Here is a 16881-nt window from a genome sequence, read left to right as displayed (position 1 = left end):
CTGAATCCTGGAGGCATTGCCGATGACCACTGCAACGCCACCTGCGGCAGCCGCCGACGGCCGTGCGATCCTAGTGACGGCCACCGGATCACGCACACCGTCGGGGCGGTCGCTCACCGGCCCGGTCGATGCGATCGACAAGCTCGGTGTGCTTGCCGAATGGGCCTGGAAACACCGCGCTCTCGCCCCCCTCGGCGACCCGTCACAGCCGGGTCGGCGGGGGCAGTTGGTGCCGCAGATCTGGTTCGTCGGAGCCGAGGCCTGCCAATGGCTGGGATGGAATGTCGCAGTGTCCGACGACGCCGGATGCTTGCCGGAAGTGCAGCGGCGCAACATGATTCGTGACGAACTCGCCCGCGTGGTCGCTGCCTCTCTGGCACCGTTGATCGGTGCCGGTTGGACCGTGCACGGCGGGGGAGACCGGATTCGGATCACCCGCACCGTCGAGTCGAGCGGGATCGATGTCGAACTGGTCATCGCCGCGACGATCGGCGGCGTCGATACCTGTCCTGCCGCAACAGCTTTGACGGGGCTAGACGATGACGCCGCGGCCGCGGAACTGGGACGAATCCTGGGTGCGTGGTGGACACGGTTCAAGGTGCTGCCCACCGGCACCGGCACTGGCACGGGCGCAGCCGTATTGGACCGCATCAGCGCGGACCGCCTCGCCCGCAAGCAGGGCCTGGTCGCCACCGAGTCGGGGCAGGTGCCCGATGAGGTGCGGGCCGGTCTGATCACCGAAGTCCAGCCGCGTTGGGCGCGCATCGTCGAGGCCGACGACATCGACGTCCCCGACGCGGAGTACCTGGTCGAACTCGATCAGGACTGCGGTCCCCTCGCCTCGGCCGGCATGCTCACCCTGCCCGTCGGTACCCCCGAACTGCGCACCGGCGATCACGCCCGCGAGCTGGCGGCCGCCCGCAAGCGGCCGTTCGCGGCGTGGCAGCTCACGCTGCCCGCGCTGGCCGGGCTCGATCTGCCCGCGCACCTGCCGCCGCCGGACCCGAGGATGCTCCCCGACACCGATGTGCGGGTATGGGTCACTACGCCGGGCCTGGACGGGTTGCTCGCCCCGGTCGCGCACGGCGGGCTCGGCCTGGATATCGACGAACTGAAGGTCACCGCGGTGGTGACCTGGGACAAGCAGGGCCGCGTACTGGACAAGTGGGCCGCCGCGCTGCGTGAGGGTCTGGACGAATTCACCGCCGCTGGGGATGGCGCTCTGGTCGCGATCGCCACCGATGCCTGGCGCGACTACCTCGCGCACCAGGCTGATCCGCGACCGTGGCAGTCCGAGGCGCTGGCGCACCACCTGCAGCCGGTCTGGTTTGCCGCCAACTGCGAGCTCACCCGGTTCCGCGGTCGCCGCGCCATGCTGCGCATCAGCCGGGAGTTCCGCATTGCTCCGCTCGCGGCCGAGGGCACCACCCTGGTCTATGCCGTCGGCGCCGATCAGGACATCTGCGATCCGCCGGGTAACCGTGGCCGCCACGAGCAACGCCGACGGGCCCACCTCGCGACCGACGACGACATCATGGCGCTGTTTCGCCCGCAATCCGCCGCCGACGTCGCCGACGCCATCGATCTCGCGCTCGGTAAACCCGTGCCCCCGCGGCCAGCCGTCGGCGAGGAAGTCGGATCCTTCGACAACACCGACGACGGCTCGACACCAGCTGATCTCGACGAGGCATCCGGCACCGACGAACCGGCGCTACCGGTCCGGGGAGTACCGCCACATGAGCCGGGCGTGGCGCCTTCGACGACCGAATCGGTTGTGGCGCCGAAGAATCCGGCCCGCCGTCCCGCACCGGGGAAGAAGCCGACGCCAGATGCCCGGTTCACCGGACCGGCCGCGGTCGTCGATGTCACCGGGGCGTGGCTGGCCGATGGCACTTGCGTCGACCTCCCGCAGGACCTGACGCATGCTGGTGATCTCGTCGAGTTCGCGCGCACGTTGCGTCTGGGCTTTCCGCTGTCGCCGACGTTCGTCGAGAGCGGCCAGATCTGGATCACCGATGCCCTGGCCCGCACGTTCGGCATCGATGTCGACAACATCGGCCACCGGACACGCAACGACGACCTGCGCAAACTGACCGCCAACCTGCCGTTCGTCACCCTCGCTGTCGCTGCGGGCTGGCAGTTCGGCGGCCAGCGTGACGACGAGGAACCGGGGGTGGGCAGCTGGACGCGCGTGTGGCGCACCGACGACGACAGCCCGACGATCTGGCTGGTGTTCCTAGCTGGAATGGTCGATGACCCCGACGCCGAGGATCCGGATATGCCGATCCTGACCGGCGACCCGGAACCAGTCGTGCTGGCCCGCCGTCTGCAGCTGTTCGCCGATACCCTCGGCTTCCCTTGGAAGGTGTCGGGTCCCACTACCGGTCTGGACCTGATCAAAGAGGCCCGGCCGAAAACCTACGGGCCGACTGAGTGGCGTGAAAAGATCTGGGCGCCTTCGGTATTCGATCCGCCGCGCGGTGTGGGTGTCCTCGCCCGCGACTTCACGTGGACGCGCAAGCCGTCACCGGCCGAGGCGGCGTGCAAATACTGCCACGCTTATGACCGTGGTGGCAGCTACACCGCGGGCCTTGCCGGGCTGGAGCTGCCGATCGGCGACCCGGTCCATATGGCGGAGGGAGAGTGGAGCTTCGATGCGACCGTGCCTGCCTACATCCGGACGCGGATCCCGCCGTCGGCGAATTGGCTGCTGCCGTATGTGCTCAGCCCTGGCGGCACCGACTTCGGTGACGAGCCGCAATGGGTGTGCACGCCGCAGTTCGAACGCGCCCTGCTCTTGGGCTATGAGCTGCCGGTCCTGGAGGCGTGGATCTGGCCCGAACACCATCGGGCCCTGCGCAAGTGGGCCGAGCGTTTCTCCCATGCCGCCACCGTGCTCGACACCGCAGATCCCGGTGACCAGGCTGTCCGCAAGCAGATCAAGGTGGCCCGGGTGCGCGGCTACGGCATGCTGGCCAGCAAGCAGCTCGTCGGCGACGACGGCCCGCGCTCGCCGTACTCGCCGGAGAAGTGGTTCATGGGTGTGTCGAAGTCGACCGCCAACATCGCCCACTTCCTCAACACCATGTACGAGCTCACCGGCGTGGCGGCCCTGGCCATCGACAAGGACGCCTTCGTGATCGCCTCTGACGACCCCGACCCGGTGACCGCCTGGCCGATGAGGGAGATCGACGCGGCCGCGGTCGCGGATAACCCGCGCCACCGCCTGAGTTTCGGGCGCGGCTTCGGGCAGTGGAAGCCCGAGGCCAGTGGTCTTATGGCCGAGCAGCTCGAGTACCTCACCGGCGGCCCGTACAAGGGCAAGCGGTTGCTGACCCGATACGCCGAATGGCAGACCCAGCTCGTCGCCTGATCCGAGGACACCGAACCGAAAGAAGCGAACTCAATGCCAGTGTCACTGTTCAAGATCTTGATCCACGGCGGCGGGTCGATCGTACGCGGCACCGTCAACGTCGGCAGTGTCGTCAAGGCCACCGGGCTGCCGGCGTCGGAGATTACCGACACCATCACCGGCGCGAAGGATTCGGGCATGTCCTCGGCCTTCGCGGGGTTCTCGGGCCGCGCCGGCGCGGACGCCACCGGCCACGTCGACTCCGAGCTGCGCGCCGCGCTGCTGGCTGCCTACGGCCCCGGCCCCCGCGGCGGCGCGATCAACATCTCCGCCGCCGCCAAAGGCGAAGGGAAATCGCAGTCCACCATCAAACGCTGGATCAAGAACCAAGCGACGCCGAAGGACGAGAACCGCGCACAACTGCTCGCCAACGCCCGCAAGGCCGCCGCGACCAAGTCCGGCCGCAGCGCCGCGATCACCACGCGCCGCAACAGCGCCGCAGGCGCGAAAATAGCGAAATATGGTGCGCGCCTGACTATTTCAGGCATTCAGGGACGTGAGGGATACGAGCGCGACCGCACCGTGCACTGGGACCTGCCGCCGGAACTGGCCGATGAAGCCCTGAAGGCCTACGAAGACAAGGGCGACATCGGGCTGGCGGACTTCATGGCCGACTACGCCAACACCGACGCCTACGGCAACCTCGACGACTGGAACGTTTTCACCTTCGACAGCGTCGCGATGGACGAGAAGGCCAAATGACCAGCAAACAACCAACCTGGACCCGCGGGCGCTTGGCCGCCACCCTCGGGGAATGTTATGGCCGCACCCCTACCGGCAAGGTCGATGTCACAGCGGTCGCCGCCGCGTTCAAGCGCGCACCCTCCACCGTCCGTAAATGGCTGCGCGGCACCGACGACCAGCCATCAGCGATGCCTGCGGCGCGGCTGCGTGAGCTGACCACCGGCGGCCCGCGCACAGAACGCGAAGCCGTCGGCAAGGCCGACTACGCGCGGGAGGCGATCGCACGTATCGCGCTGCCCAAGGACCGCGGCATCAACCCGCAATGGCGTCAGCAGGAGTGGCTGGACGCTCATTTCGTGCTGCTCATCCAGATCTATGACAGGCCCTGGCGGCAGCTGCTGATGACCAAGCGGGGCAACGCCGCCGACCAGGCTCGCAAACGCGGCGAAGTGATCGACCAGGTCGTGGTGCCGACCAAGTTCCACGGGGACGTGCTGATTCACGAGGTCATGGCCCACCAGGCCGCGTGGGCGGTGCGCCCGCCCAAGAACGCGCTGTCGGTAGGTCGCGGACAGGTGTGGGCCGACGATGCCCCGGAGATCGATCTGTCGGTGCTCGCCGTCGAACTCGGGCTGGCAGTGGACGTGGTCCACCGATGACCGCCCCAGCCACAGCGACGACGGTGGTGCTGTTGGTCGACGCGCCGGCGCTGTTGGCCTACGCCTATCGCAGTGTTCCGCTGTCTGCGTCCACGACGGCCTCCGGCCAACCCACCAATGCCGTATCGGGTTTCCTCACAACCATTTCCGACATTCTCGTGGCCGAGGTACCCACTCATGTCGCCGTGGTGTTCGACGGCGCAGGGCTGGGCCGCCGCGCCGAGATCGTGCCCGGCTACCGCGCCCACCACACACCACCGGAACTCGCACAGCAAGAACCCGTTCTCCGGGATCTGCTGCACACCATGCAGATTCGTGTTCTCGATGCACCCGCCGGGCTGGAAGCCGGTGACCTCATCGCCTCGCTCGCGGCTGGCACCGACGCCCCGGTGGTGATCGTCAGCGCCGACGACCGGATGCTGCAGTGCGCCACCAGCACTGCCACCGTCATCTCGCCGGCACCAGGACGTCGCCCCGATCGGCTCACCCCGCGCACCATTCAGGCCCGACACGGTGTCACCCTGCAGACCTACGTGGACTACCTCGCCCTGCGCGGAGACCGACGCCGCGGCCTGATGCCCGTTCCAGGCGTCGGGGACCGCACCGCAGCCGCGTGGCTCGCCGAGGCCGGCACCCTCGATACCCTGCTCGCCCGGCTCGACAACCGCTCTCGCGCCAGCACCATGCTGCGGGCTCACGCCGCCAAGGTCGCCACCTACCGGACCGTCCTGCGATTCGCCACTGATGTGACCGTTCCCCAACTCGACGAGCTCACCATTCCCAGGCTCACCGACCGCACCGGAATCCAGCAGCGGCTCAACGACCTCCAGCTCCCTGGTCTCGCCACCCAGATCCTCACCGCCCTCGGCGCACCCGCACCGCACGCCGCACCCGCGCAGCCGATCAGCCCCGGCGACGTCGCTACCTGGCTGTCCGACCACGCACGCGGTCGCGGTCGCCATGCGTTGGCCCTCACCGGCGACCAGAACAACATCGCCACCGTGGCCATCACCACCCCCGCAGGAGCGATCGGCTACTTCGACCTGACCGACACCACTGCCGACGATCGCGCTGCATTCGGGACGTGGCTCGCCGACCCGGCCGCGGCGAAAGCAGTGCACGACACCAAAGCCATGATCCACGCCCTGCGTCCACACGGCTGGCACCTGGCCGGGGTCGACATCGACGTCGCCCTCGCCGGTTACCTGCTCCATCCGGGTGGCCGTGACTTCACCCTGACCACGCTGGCGACCCGCCACCTCACCGGCGACGCATTCTTGACTCACCTGGGTGAGGTCGGCACGCTGTTCGCCGGCAATGGTGATCCCGCGGCGGTCGCCGACGCCGCACTTATCGCGCAGCTGGCCGACACGCTGTCCGCTGAGCTCGCCCACGCGGGCATGGCACGGTTGCACACCGGGGTCGAATTGCCCACGGCCGCAACACTGGCCGCGATCGAACACCGCGGCGTCGCTGTGGACGCCGAGCAGCTGGCCGCCCTGCGCGACGAATTCACCGCGACTGCGGATGCCGCGGCTGTGTCGGCGACCGAGATCCTCGGCCACCCTGTCAATATCGGCTCCACCCAGCAGCTACAGAAGGCCCTGTTCGAAGACCTGGGCCTACCACGCACCCGCCGCATCAAAAGCGGCTACAGCACCGCCGCCGAGGAACTGACCAGGCTGCTGAAGAACACCGGCCACCCATTCCTGCAACAGCTGCTGGACTACCGGTCCGCGGCCAAGCTGGCGTCGATGATCGACGGTCTGCTCAAACACGTCGCCGCCGACGGCCGGATCCACACCACACTGCAGCAGACCACCGTGGAAACCGGCCGGCTGTCTTCGGAGGCTCCGAATCTGCAGAACATCCCGATCCGTACCGACGACGGCGCCCGCATCCGGGAGGCCTTCGTGCCCGGCACGGGCTACGACCTGGTGCTGGCGGCCGATTACAGCCAGATCGAGATGCGGATCATGGCGCATGCCTCCGGTGACCGGCACTTGATCGACGCCTTCACCAGCGGCGAGGACATGCACCGCTATGTCGCTTCCCTCGTGTTCGGGGTGCCGGTGAGCGAGGTCACTCAGGAACTGCGCCGCCGCGTCAAAGCCATCTCCTATGGCTTGGCCTACGGCCAGTCCGTGCGCGGTCTGGCCACCGAACTCGGACTCCCGCTGGCCGAGGCCCGTGACCACTACAACGCCTACTTCGCCCGATTCGGCCGCGTCCGTGACTATCTCGACGGCTTGGTCGAAAAGGCCCGCCGCACCGGATACACCGAAACCTTGCTCGGCCGCCGGCGGTACCTGCCCGATTTGAACAGCAGCAACCCCCAGACCGTCGAGGCTGCCGAACGCGCCGCACTCAACGCGCCGATCCAGGGCACGGCCGCCGACATCATCAAACTCGCCATGACCCGCATCGACACCGCCCTGGCTGATGCGGGCCTGCGAGCACGCATGGTGCTGCAGGTCCACGACGAGCTGCTTTTCGAACTGCCCGCCGATGAAGAGCCCGCCTTGGCCGCCATCGTCGAACAGATCATGCCAGCAGTCGTCGAACTTGCGGTGCCGTTGGACGTCTCGATCGGCACCGGATGCAGCTGGGCACAAGCCCATCGCTGAGGGACGTGCCATCAGCGCTGTTCAGGCCGGGATTCGGGTCCTTTGATGTGAAACCGCCGTCATGCACACCCGCAGGCATGCGCGAGAGGGGGCGCGATCGCCGGACGTAAGACGTCTTCCTTCCAGCGCCCGCGAACCGATCCGCAATCCGACAGTGAAACGCCGGTTGCCTCCGCAACTAACACATCAATAGTGATCTACGTCACAGTTGAAGGTGTGAGAGCCGGCCCGAAGGTGCCTCTGCTGGAAAAGGCCAGGACTTCAGGGAGAACTGTTCGGCACCAGTGCTTTTCGATCTATTCCGACTGCGGTGGTGTTGCCCAGCAGATCGTTTGGGTTGGCCCGTGGTTGTTTGAGGTCGCCGCATTCGACCGCCTATAGCTCTCGGTGTTCTCAGAAAGTTGACACCGAGGGGAGGGGAATCGTGATCGCGGTCGGGCTGGCACGGCAAACGGATGTGCGTCGAAGCACTGGACAGCCGTGCACCGAACCCAGCCAGCCGGCGCTCGCCGCGCGGGATCTCGCAACTCACTCACCGGGCCGAGCCGCAGCCACAGCGCCATGGGCTCACCCTGTCCCGATCGGCCGCGGCGAGCAGGGCATGCGCCGGTCATAGCGAAATGTGGTGCGCCGCAAAGACGCACCCAAAATAGAAAAGGAACACCAGCAATGGGCGAAATCCTCTACATCGTCAACCTCGGCCTCTCGATCGTGTCGAACCTGATCAACATCGTGTGGCCCTTCATTCCACACTGACGAGAGAATCCAGGCTGGGCGGCCAGCGCACCAGCTGAAACGGGCTACCCCTGCTCTACGAACCCGCAGCAGGGGCAGTCCGGCGGGCTCACTGGTCGGGGGACGAGTACCGGCCGGCTATTGCTGAGAATCTGTTCGGCACCGCCCGACACCACTACCACGAATCGCCGCGCGACCACCTTGTCCCAGCCCCATCCGCCGATGGCCCGGCACGCCTTGCGCAACGGGAACCTTCCTGCCGTGCAACCACTTTCGTAATCCGCAGGGAGGTACACATCATGACCATTGCCGACGACCAGAGCATCGCCACACCCGCAGCTCAGCCCCGCACCGCGACCAGGCAACACCGCGCCCAAGCGGGCCGAAATCCGAAGGCCCGCATGGCGAATGCGGTTGCACCGTCCACAGCGCGGACGGAATCGGAGGTCGACGACCTCCTGGACCAGTCACGGGCCGTGGTCACGCCCGAGTTGCGCGCCGCCGTCGACGCCCTGCCGCAGGGCATCGGGCAGGTCGTGAAGTACCACTTCGGGTGGATGGATCAAGACGGCCGGTCCCTTGACGGCGACGGTTCGTGGGGCAAGGGACTGCGGTCGGCACTGGCGTTGGCCTGCGCGGAAGCTGTCGGCGGCCACGCATCCGCAGCGCTGCCCGCAGCGGTCGCGCTCCAGGTGATGCACGAGGCATCACTACTCCACGACGACGTATTCGATGAAGATCGCCTGCGGCGGCACCGGGAAACAGTCTGTGCCGCCTACTCCACCCCCACCGCAGTCCTCGCGGGTAACGCACTGTTCTTCGCGTCCATCCAGGCACTACTGCGCGGGGCGCCGCGGCACACCGTGGACGCGATAGCCGCGCTGACCGCAGCCGGTCAGCGCCTCAACGAGGGCGAGCGAGCAGACATTTCGTTCGAGACGCGTCGGGACGTGACTGTGACGGAGTGCCTGGACATGATGGCGGACAAAACCGCCGCCCTAATCGAATGCGCATGTGTGCTGGGTGCCCGCTACGGCTCGGCGACCTCCGAGCGCATCAACGCGCTCGGACGCTTCGGGCACCACCTCGGCATGGGATTCCAAGCAATCGACGACGACCTCGGCATCTTTGGCGACCCGCAAGTCACAGGCAAGCCCGCAGGCGAAGACCTGCGCCGCCGCAAACGCACACTGCTGGTGGTGAGGGCACTACACACCCAAACTCCAGCGGCCGCCGCGCTGGCCGCTATCTACGACGGCGAGGGACCGCTCACCGACACTGAGGTCCACGAGGCCGCTGAATTGATCGACGCGACAGGTGCCCGGCAATGGGTACGCGACTACGCCCGCCAGCAGATCGACGCTGCGCTTGAGCAGCTGACCCGAGCCCAGCCCACCACGCACGGCGCCGAGCTGCTCACCGCACTGGCCGCCCTCGTCGTCGACCGCAACATCTGAATCAACCCTGTCGCCTTGGAGATCCCATGACCACAGCACATTTCGCTGGGGCGAACCCGGCCGAGACCGTGTTTCTGCCGCTACCTGCTGCGTTGACTGTGTATTGTCCGTTTCCGCTGCCAGATCCCCCCTTCGATGTGGCGGGCATAGACCAGCAGGCGGTGAACTGGGCTGTAACCAACGGGCTATGCGAGTCGGGCAGCCGCGCCACGCGAATGGGTTGGGCCCACGGCATCGCGCCTGCCCTGCGGTTCGCCGCCGAGAGCACGGTCCTGGCAGCGACTAAGCATTTTCTGTGGGGCTCGCTACTCGATGACCATTGGGACACCCACCCCACCGGAATGGCCGCGCATGCCGGTGAGTTGCAACGGGTGATGGCCGAGGCCCCCGACGCTCCGCTCCCGCCAGACGACGAGTGGACAGCCAGCCTGCGGGATCTGCGTGAACAGCTTGAGAGCGTGCTCACCGATACCGAGTTCGCGGTCTTCCGCTACGAGCATGCCCTCTGGCTCAACGGCCAACTGTGGTACACCGAGCTCCGGCAGCGCGCCACACCACCCGAGATCGGCGAGTGGCTGCGTATGAGGTGGACCAAAGTCGGCGTCGGCACCTTGATTCCGTTCACCGGCGCGACCATGGGATCGCTGCAGATGACCGCCCGGCAATTCGACGAACCCTTGGTTCGAGCGTTCAGCCAGGCAACGATGCTGGCGTGCGCGATCCTCAACGACCTGTTCAGTGCCGCAAAAGAATTCGTCGCCGGGACGGGGGGAATGAATCTGGTCACCGTCCTCGGCCACGCCGAGCACCTCGATCCCGTCGCCGCCGTCGCTGCGGCCTGGCAGCTCTACGAGCGCCTCGTCATCGCGGTAGTGGTCCTGCAACAACGACTGCTGGCCGATCCTCGTCCCGCCGTCGCGCGCTTCGCCGCTGAGCTGCCCCAATGGATTCCGGCCGGACTGCACTGGGCCAGCACCACCGCACGTTACCGAGTGGACGACCAAGACAAGGCCGATCCCACTCCACCCACGCTGATCGTTTCCAGCGCACCGACACTGTGGGACCCCGCCGATCTCACACCGCCCCCATACCCCGAAATCGCGCGGTGGTGGCGGTGTCTCGCCTGACCAGCGAAGGAAGTTCCCGATGACTGACTCGACCGACCAGCTGCCGAACCCAGCACATCTGGACGCTGCCGACGCCATCGAGTTGGGACTGCGTTCACGTCGGCACACCGACGACGACGCCACGGCCAGCCGCATCCGCGTCCAGCAGTGGGTGCTCGAGCGAGGACTGGTCGTGAGCCCAGAGGCATTCGCATGGTTTGCGGCGTGGGGGATACATGATTTCGTCGCGAGCAGCTACCCCGACGCCACACCGGGTGAGGGGATGGATCTGGTCGGACGGTTCATGGCGGTCGCGATCCTGCTGGACGATCAGCTCGACGAGCTGGGTTCCCCGGCGGACTGCGCGCGCCAGGTGCGCCCGTTCCTCGACATCGTCGACGGCGGCGGGGAACGGATCCCCGCAGCGGCGACCCTGCCGCTGCACACGGCATTCGCCGAGATGATCCGTGACTGCCGCGCACGTGCTTCGGTCGCATGGTGGCAACGCGCCGCGCAGGCCTGGCAGGCCAGTCTTCTCGCGATCGTGCATGAGATCACCGACCGCGAACTGCGCGGGGGTCCAGCGCCTCGCGACATCCACCTCACCATCCGTCATGCGAGCGGGTTCATGGTGCCGTTCCTGGATGTGCTCGAGCCTGCTGCAGGACCTGAGTTCGAGCTGATCGATCTGGCCTACTATTCGCCACACCTTCGTCTGATGCGCGATCTCGTCGTCGATCTCGGCAACTTCGTCAACGACGTGTACTCGCTGCCGAAAGAGCTGGCCCGCGGCCAGACCAGCAACATGGTGATGGTCGTGCGCGCCGAGACAGGCCAGTCGGTGCCCGTAGCCCGGCGCGACGTACTCGACCTCATCGCTGCCCGCGTCCGACGCTTCCGCCAGCTGCACAGCGAACTGCCGCAGGTGTGTACCGCATTGGAGCTGAGCGCCCCCGACCGCGAGCGCACGCTGCGGTACGGGGCCGCTCTGGAGTATTGGTTGGGCGGCTACGAGCCGTGGCACCGTCGCAGCGCGCGCTACCTCAACGCGTTGGCCCAACGCCCGGCGCCCGGCCCCTGGGCGTATGAAGACCTGCTCACCGGCCCTGTCCCCGAACAGATCTCGGAGGGCCCGCGATGACGACCTACACCAGAGCCTCAGCACCCAGGCGCCTGCCGCTGATCGGGCACGCCGCCGGGCTGCGCGACCCGCTGTCGTTGCTGACCTCGTTGCCCCAGTACGGCGATCTGGTCAGTCTGTGGATCGGCCCGGCGCACCTGCTGATCGTGTGCCACCCGGACCTTGCGCGTGACGTGCTGACCCATGACCGGATCTACGACAAGGGCGGGATGCTGTATGAGCGATTGCGCGAGGTGATCGGCTCCGGTGTCGGTTCCTGCCCCAGCGATGCGCATCGCGGGCAGCGCCGCCTGGTGCAGCCCGCATTCCATCGGTCCCGGATGGCCGGATATGCGGCCGAAATGACGCGCCAGCTCGCCCTGGAATCCGGTCGATGGCGCGACGGCGGCACCCTCGCGGTGTATCCAGCACTCACCTCCGTTACCAGCCGCATCATCGCCAAGACGTTGTTCTCGAGCGACGAAATCACCGCGCACACTGATGAATTCGCGGCCGCGATGAGCACCATGCTGCAATCCATGGCGCTCCGAATGCTGGTCCCGCCAGCATGGGACCGATTGCCGCTGCCGGGCCGCCACCGGTTCCAGCGGGCACGTATCCGCATGAGGCATATCAGCGCACAGATCATCACCCACTACCGGGCCACCGGAATCGACGAGCCCGACGTGCTGTCGATGCTTCTCGCCGCCCGCACCGACATCGGCGAGCCGCTCAGCGACAACGCCATCATCGACGAGATCACGACGTTGTATCTGGCCGGCACCGAAACCAACGCCAGCACGTTGTCGTGGGCCTGTCACCTGGTGGCCGAGCATCCCAACGTGCAGCGGCGACTGCACGACGAGGCCGACGCCGTGCTGGGTCGGCGAGCCGCCACCTGGGACGACATCGGCCAGCTTGTCTATACCCGCCAGATCATCGACGAGACGTTGCGGCTGTGCCCGCCCGGCTGGCTCCTCACCCGCACCGCCACCACCGATGCCGAACTCGGCGGGGTGCCGATCCCGCGCGGCACGACAGTCGCCGTGAGCCCATACATCCTGCATCACAACCCCGACTTCTGGCCCGATCCGCAGACATTCGACCCCGACCGCTGGGCCGAGCCGGGACGCCCGCGCACCGACGCCTATGTCCCATTCGCAGGTGGTGCTCGCAAATGCCTGGGTAGCAACTTCGCCCTCGCACAGACCACGCTGTCGCTTGCGACGATCGCCGCCACGTGGCACCTGGAATCCCTGCCCGGCCCGGTACACCGGGGAATCGGCGCCACACTCACCCCGAACCGGCTACGGCTACGGCTGCACCGCCACCCGCCCGGCCACCGACACCGCCAGCCTCCCATGCCCCGAAATCGCCCGGCACTGGAGGTATCTCAGGCGAACACAAGTACCGCGGGGATACGAGACGAGAGCCAGCGAAAGGGTTGAGGCAGTGAGTGATTCGCACAGACCCGGCGTGAGCAAGGAGCAGCTGCTGGCACGGATCAGGGAACCTCGTGACTTGAAGAGGTTGCACCGCGCCGAACTCGTACAACTGGCGGAGGAGATTCGCCAGTTCCTGGTGCAGAAGGTCGCCGTTACCGGCGGGCACCTCGGACCCAATCTCGGCGTGGTGGAGTTGACCATCGCACTGCACCGGATCTTCGACTCGCCGGCCGATCCGTTGATCTTCGACACCGGGCATCAGGCCTACGTGCACAAGATCCTCACCGGTCGCAAGGATCAGTTCGACACGCTGCGCAAGCAGGGTGGGTTGTCCGGCTACCCGAGCCGATCCGAGAGCGCGCACGACTGGGTCGAGTCCTCGCACGCCTCGGCCTCGCTGTCCTATGCCGACGGCATGGCGAAGGCCTTCGCGCTGACCGGGCAGGACCGGCATGTGGTCGCCGTCGTCGGCGACGGCGCGCTCACCGGCGGCATGTGCTGGGAGGCACTGAACAATATCGCCGCCGCACCCGACCGACCCGTCGTCGTGGTGGTCAACGACAACGGCCGCTCCTACGCGCCGACCATCGGCGGCCTCGCCGACCGGTTGACCGCGCTGCGCACCCAGCCCGCCTACCTGCGATTCGCCGATGCGATAAAACAGCTCGAGCAGATCCCTGTTCTCGGCGGACCAGCCTATCCGCTGCTGCACGCGATCAAAACTGGTGTTCGTGATGCGATGAATCCGCAGGCGCTGTTCAGTGATCTCGATATCGAGTATGTGGGTCCGGTCGACGGTCATGATCTACAGGCGCTCGAATTGGCACTCTGGCGCGCCAAGGATTTCGGCGGAACAGTGCTCGTCCACATCGTAACCAGTAAAGGGATGGGCTATGCCCCCGCTGAGAATCAGTTGGACGATCAGATGCACGCTCCGGGACCGTTCGATCCCCTGAGCGGCCGAGCGGTGATGGCCCCAGCTGGGCAGAGTTGGACGTCGCTGTTCGCCGCCGAGATGGTTCGCCACGGTGAGCAACGCGACGATATTGTCGCGATCACCGCAGCCATGCCGGGGCCGACCGGTTTGAGCGCGTTCGCAGAGCGCTTCCCGGATCGGATGTTCGATGTCGGCATCGCCGAGCAGCACGCAGTCACCTCCGCCGCGGGACTGGCACTCGGCGGTGTGCACCCGGTGGTCACGATCTACTCCACATTCCTGAACCGCGCCTTCGACCAGGTGCTCATGGATGTGGCCTTGTTGCGCCTGCCGGTCACCTTGGTGCTGGACCGCGCAGGGGTCACCGGTCCCGACGGTCCGAGCCATCACGGCGTATGGGACCTGGCGCTGTTGTCGATAGTGCCCGGAATGCGAGTGGCCGCGCCACGGGACGCCGCAACACTGCGGGAGGAGTTGACCGAAGCACTGGCCACTACAGCACCGACCGCACTGCGATTCCCGAAAGGCCGTGTTGTCGCCGAGATCGCCGCGGTCGACCAGATCGACGGAATCGATGTGCTGGTCGTCCCCGAATCCGGTTGCGCCGCTGACGTTCTCGTCGTCGCCGTGGGCGCCATGGCGGGCGTCGCCGTCGAAGCCGCAGCGATCCTGACACATCAAGGCATCCGTGTGAGGGTCGTCGACCCCAGGTGGGTCCTGCCCGTTCCCGACGCCCTGACAAAACTCGCCGATCAAGCCGGCGTGGTCGTCACCATCGAGGACGGCATCGACAACGGCGGCATCAGCGCCTCGGTTGCACGCCACCTCGCCGAGGCGAATATCGACACCCCGGTGCGTGGCATCGGTGTGCCCACACGATTCCTCGAGCACGCATCGCGCGACGAACTCCTCCACAGTCTCGGGCTAGACCCCACCGGCATCGCGCACCGTATCGCTGCTTGGCTGACCGGGCCGCATGTCGCCGAGCCGACACCATAGAAGCGGAAGGAAACGCCACAGTGACACATACCCTGATCAGCACACAGCCGCAGGCCCACGACAGCGCACCCACGGGCAAGCGGGTGCTGCTAGCCGAACCGCGTGGCTACTGCGCCGGTGTGGACCGTGCGGTCGAGACGGTGGAGAAGGCGCTCGAGAAGCACGGCGCCCCGATCTACGTGCGCAAGGAGATCGTGCACAACCGCCACGTGGTGCAGACGCTGCGTGAGCAGGGTGTGATCTTCGTCGACGAGACCGACGAGGTGCCCGAGGGGGCTCTGGTCGTATTCTCCGCGCACGGTGTCTCACCCGCGGTGCACGAGTCGGCGTCAGCACGCAATCTGCGCACGATCGATGCGACCTGCCCGCTGGTGACCAAGGTGCACCGGGAGGTGCGGCGTTTCGCCGCAGACGATTTCGACATCGTGCTGATTGGTCACGCTGGTCACGAGGAGGTCGAGGGCACTGCCGGTGAGGCACCGGATCAAGTGCAGTTGGTCGACGGTCCCGACGCGGTCGATGCCATCACGGTGCGCGACGAATCAAAGGTCGTCTGGCTGTCGCAAACCACGCTGAGCGTCGACGAGACCATGGCCACGGTGCAGCGGCTGCGCCAGCGTTTCCCGGCACTGACCGATCCGCCGAGCGATGACATCTGCTACGCGACCCAGAACCGTCAGGTTGCGGTGAAAGCGATGGCGCCGGAATGCGATCTGGTGATCGTCGTCGGCTCCGGGAACTCATCGAATTCCGTGCGCCTGGTCGAGGTGGCCCTGGACGCCGGAGCCCGAACAGCCTACCGGGTCGACTACGCCCGCCAGGTGGAACCCGGATGGTTAGATAACGTTCGCACTGTCGGAGTGACCTCGGGCGCTTCGGTGCCCGAGATATTGGTTCGCGGTGTGTTGGAGCTGTTGGCGCAAAATGGTTTCCGTGAAGTACAGGCCGTGACGACCGCTTCCGAAACGGTGGTCTTCTCCCTTCCGCGAGGTGTACGGGCAGGCCGCCGATCAAGCCCGGATGTTCAAAGCGGCAGGGCCCACGATGAATAACGCCACCGCGCTCGGCATACCGACGATGGGTAGTGTGTCACCCTCAACGGCCGTTCTCGCCTCTCGCCGCCAGACCCGCCAATTGATGGTCGGCACTGTCGGAGTCGGCAGCGACTTCCCAGTGGCGGTTCAATCCATGACCACCACCAAAACCCACGACGTCAACGCCACCCTGCAGCAGATCGCCGAACTGACGGCCTCGGGCTGCGATATCGTGCGCGTCGCCTGCCCGCGTCAGGAGGACGCCGACGCACTGGCGACCATCGCGCGCAAGAGCCAGATCCCCGTCATCGCGGATATCCATTTCCAGCCGCGCTATATCTTCGCCGCCATCGATGCGGGTTGTGCCGCGGTGCGCGTAAACCCGGGCAATATCAAGGAATTCGACGGCCGGGTCGGCGAGGTCGCCAAGGCCGCCGGCGCGGCGGGCATCCCGATTCGCATCGGCGTGAACGCCGGTTCGCTGGACAAGCGGATGTTGGAGAAGTACGGCAAGGCCACCCCGGAGGCGCTGGTCGAATCGGCGCTATGGGAGGCGAGCCTGTTCGAGGAACACGGCTTCGGCGATATCAAGATCTCGGTCAAGCACAACGATCCGGTGGTCATGGTCGAGGCCTACCGCCAGCTGGCCGCGCAGTCCGATTACCC

11 protein-coding genes are annotated in these 16881 nt (G+C 66.7%); all 11 read left to right on the top strand.

Annotated elements, in window-relative coordinates; translation table 11 throughout:
- Window positions 1-22 precede the first annotated feature (22 nt).
- A complete protein-coding gene (locus tag NP3_RS23540) occupies window positions 23-3373 on the top strand; it encodes a hypothetical protein (RefSeq protein WP_063043768.1) in 3351 nt (1116 codons plus the stop codon).
- A gap of 39 nt (window positions 3374-3412) precedes the next feature.
- Window positions 3413-4114, top strand: a complete 702-nt coding sequence (locus NP3_RS23535; protein WP_063043767.1) for a hypothetical protein — start codon at window positions 3413-3415, stop codon at window positions 4112-4114.
- Complete coding sequence (locus tag NP3_RS23530) at window positions 4111-4755, top strand: hypothetical protein (RefSeq protein ID WP_063043766.1); 645 nt, start codon at window positions 4111-4113, stop codon at window positions 4753-4755. The genes NP3_RS23535 and NP3_RS23530 overlap by 4 nt, the downstream gene beginning before the upstream one ends.
- Window positions 4752-7382, top strand: coding sequence for a DNA polymerase I (polA, locus tag NP3_RS23525; RefSeq protein ID WP_063043765.1), 2631 nt, complete (start codon window positions 4752-4754; stop codon window positions 7380-7382). Before NP3_RS23530 ends, polA begins: the two co-directional genes overlap by 4 nt.
- A gap of 1034 nt (window positions 7383-8416) precedes the next feature.
- Window positions 8417-9574, top strand: a complete 1158-nt coding sequence (locus NP3_RS23520) for a polyprenyl synthetase family protein (RefSeq protein ID WP_063043764.1) — start codon at window positions 8417-8419, stop codon at window positions 9572-9574.
- 26 nt (window positions 9575-9600) lie between these two features.
- Complete coding sequence (locus NP3_RS23515) at window positions 9601-10701, top strand: terpene synthase family protein (protein ID WP_157124489.1); 1101 nt, start codon at window positions 9601-9603, stop codon at window positions 10699-10701.
- 19 nt (window positions 10702-10720) lie between these two features.
- Window positions 10721-11821 carry a terpene synthase family protein gene (locus tag NP3_RS23510; RefSeq protein WP_063043762.1) on the top strand — a complete coding sequence of 367 codons (1101 nt, stop codon included), beginning with the start codon at window positions 10721-10723 and terminating at the stop codon, window positions 11819-11821.
- The gene (locus NP3_RS50600; protein WP_063043761.1) at window positions 11818-13248 is read left to right on the top strand and encodes a cytochrome P450; all 1431 of its coding nucleotides are present in this window, start codon (window positions 11818-11820) and stop codon (window positions 13246-13248) included. Before NP3_RS23510 ends, NP3_RS50600 begins: the two co-directional genes overlap by 4 nt.
- A gap of 28 nt (window positions 13249-13276) precedes the next feature.
- Window positions 13277-15181 carry a 1-deoxy-D-xylulose-5-phosphate synthase gene (gene dxs / locus NP3_RS23500; protein WP_245721082.1) on the top strand — a complete coding sequence of 635 codons (1905 nt, stop codon included), beginning with the start codon at window positions 13277-13279 and terminating at the stop codon, window positions 15179-15181.
- Between the two features lie 20 nt (window positions 15182-15201).
- Window positions 15202-16233: a 4-hydroxy-3-methylbut-2-enyl diphosphate reductase gene (locus NP3_RS23495; protein WP_063043760.1), complete on the top strand. Its 1032-nt coding sequence runs from the start codon at window positions 15202-15204 to the stop codon at window positions 16231-16233.
- 25 nt (window positions 16234-16258) lie between these two features.
- The coding region (locus tag NP3_RS23490; RefSeq protein WP_373864783.1) for a flavodoxin-dependent (E)-4-hydroxy-3-methylbut-2-enyl-diphosphate synthase at window positions 16259-16881 on the top strand (623 nt) is incomplete at its 3' end.

The sequence above is a fragment of the Nocardia pseudovaccinii NBRC 100343 genome, assembly GCF_001613225.1.
Classification (GTDB): Bacteria; Actinomycetota; Actinomycetes; order Mycobacteriales; family Mycobacteriaceae; genus Nocardia; species Nocardia pseudovaccinii.
Note: the sequence above shows the minus strand (reverse complement) of the source record. Positions and strands in the feature narration are given on the sequence as shown.

Excerpts from the sequence above, each read along its gene's own strand:
- polA (WP_063043765.1), top strand. The coding sequence starts at position 4,752 with ATGACCGCCCCAGCCACAGCGACGACGGTGGTGCTGTTGGTCGACGCG.
- NP3_RS23510 (WP_063043762.1), top strand. The coding sequence starts at position 10,721 with ATGACTGACTCGACCGACCAGCTGCCGAACCCAGCACATCTGGACGCT.
- NP3_RS23520 (WP_063043764.1), top strand. The coding sequence starts at position 8,417 with ATGACCATTGCCGACGACCAGAGCATCGCCACACCCGCAGCTCAGCCC.
- NP3_RS50600 (WP_063043761.1), top strand. The coding sequence starts at position 11,818 with ATGACGACCTACACCAGAGCCTCAGCACCCAGGCGCCTGCCGCTGATC.
- NP3_RS23530 (WP_063043766.1), top strand. The coding sequence starts at position 4,111 with ATGACCAGCAAACAACCAACCTGGACCCGCGGGCGCTTGGCCGCCACC.
- NP3_RS23515 (WP_157124489.1), top strand. The coding sequence starts at position 9,601 with ATGACCACAGCACATTTCGCTGGGGCGAACCCGGCCGAGACCGTGTTT.
- NP3_RS23540 (WP_063043768.1), top strand. The coding sequence starts at position 23 with ATGACCACTGCAACGCCACCTGCGGCAGCCGCCGACGGCCGTGCGATC.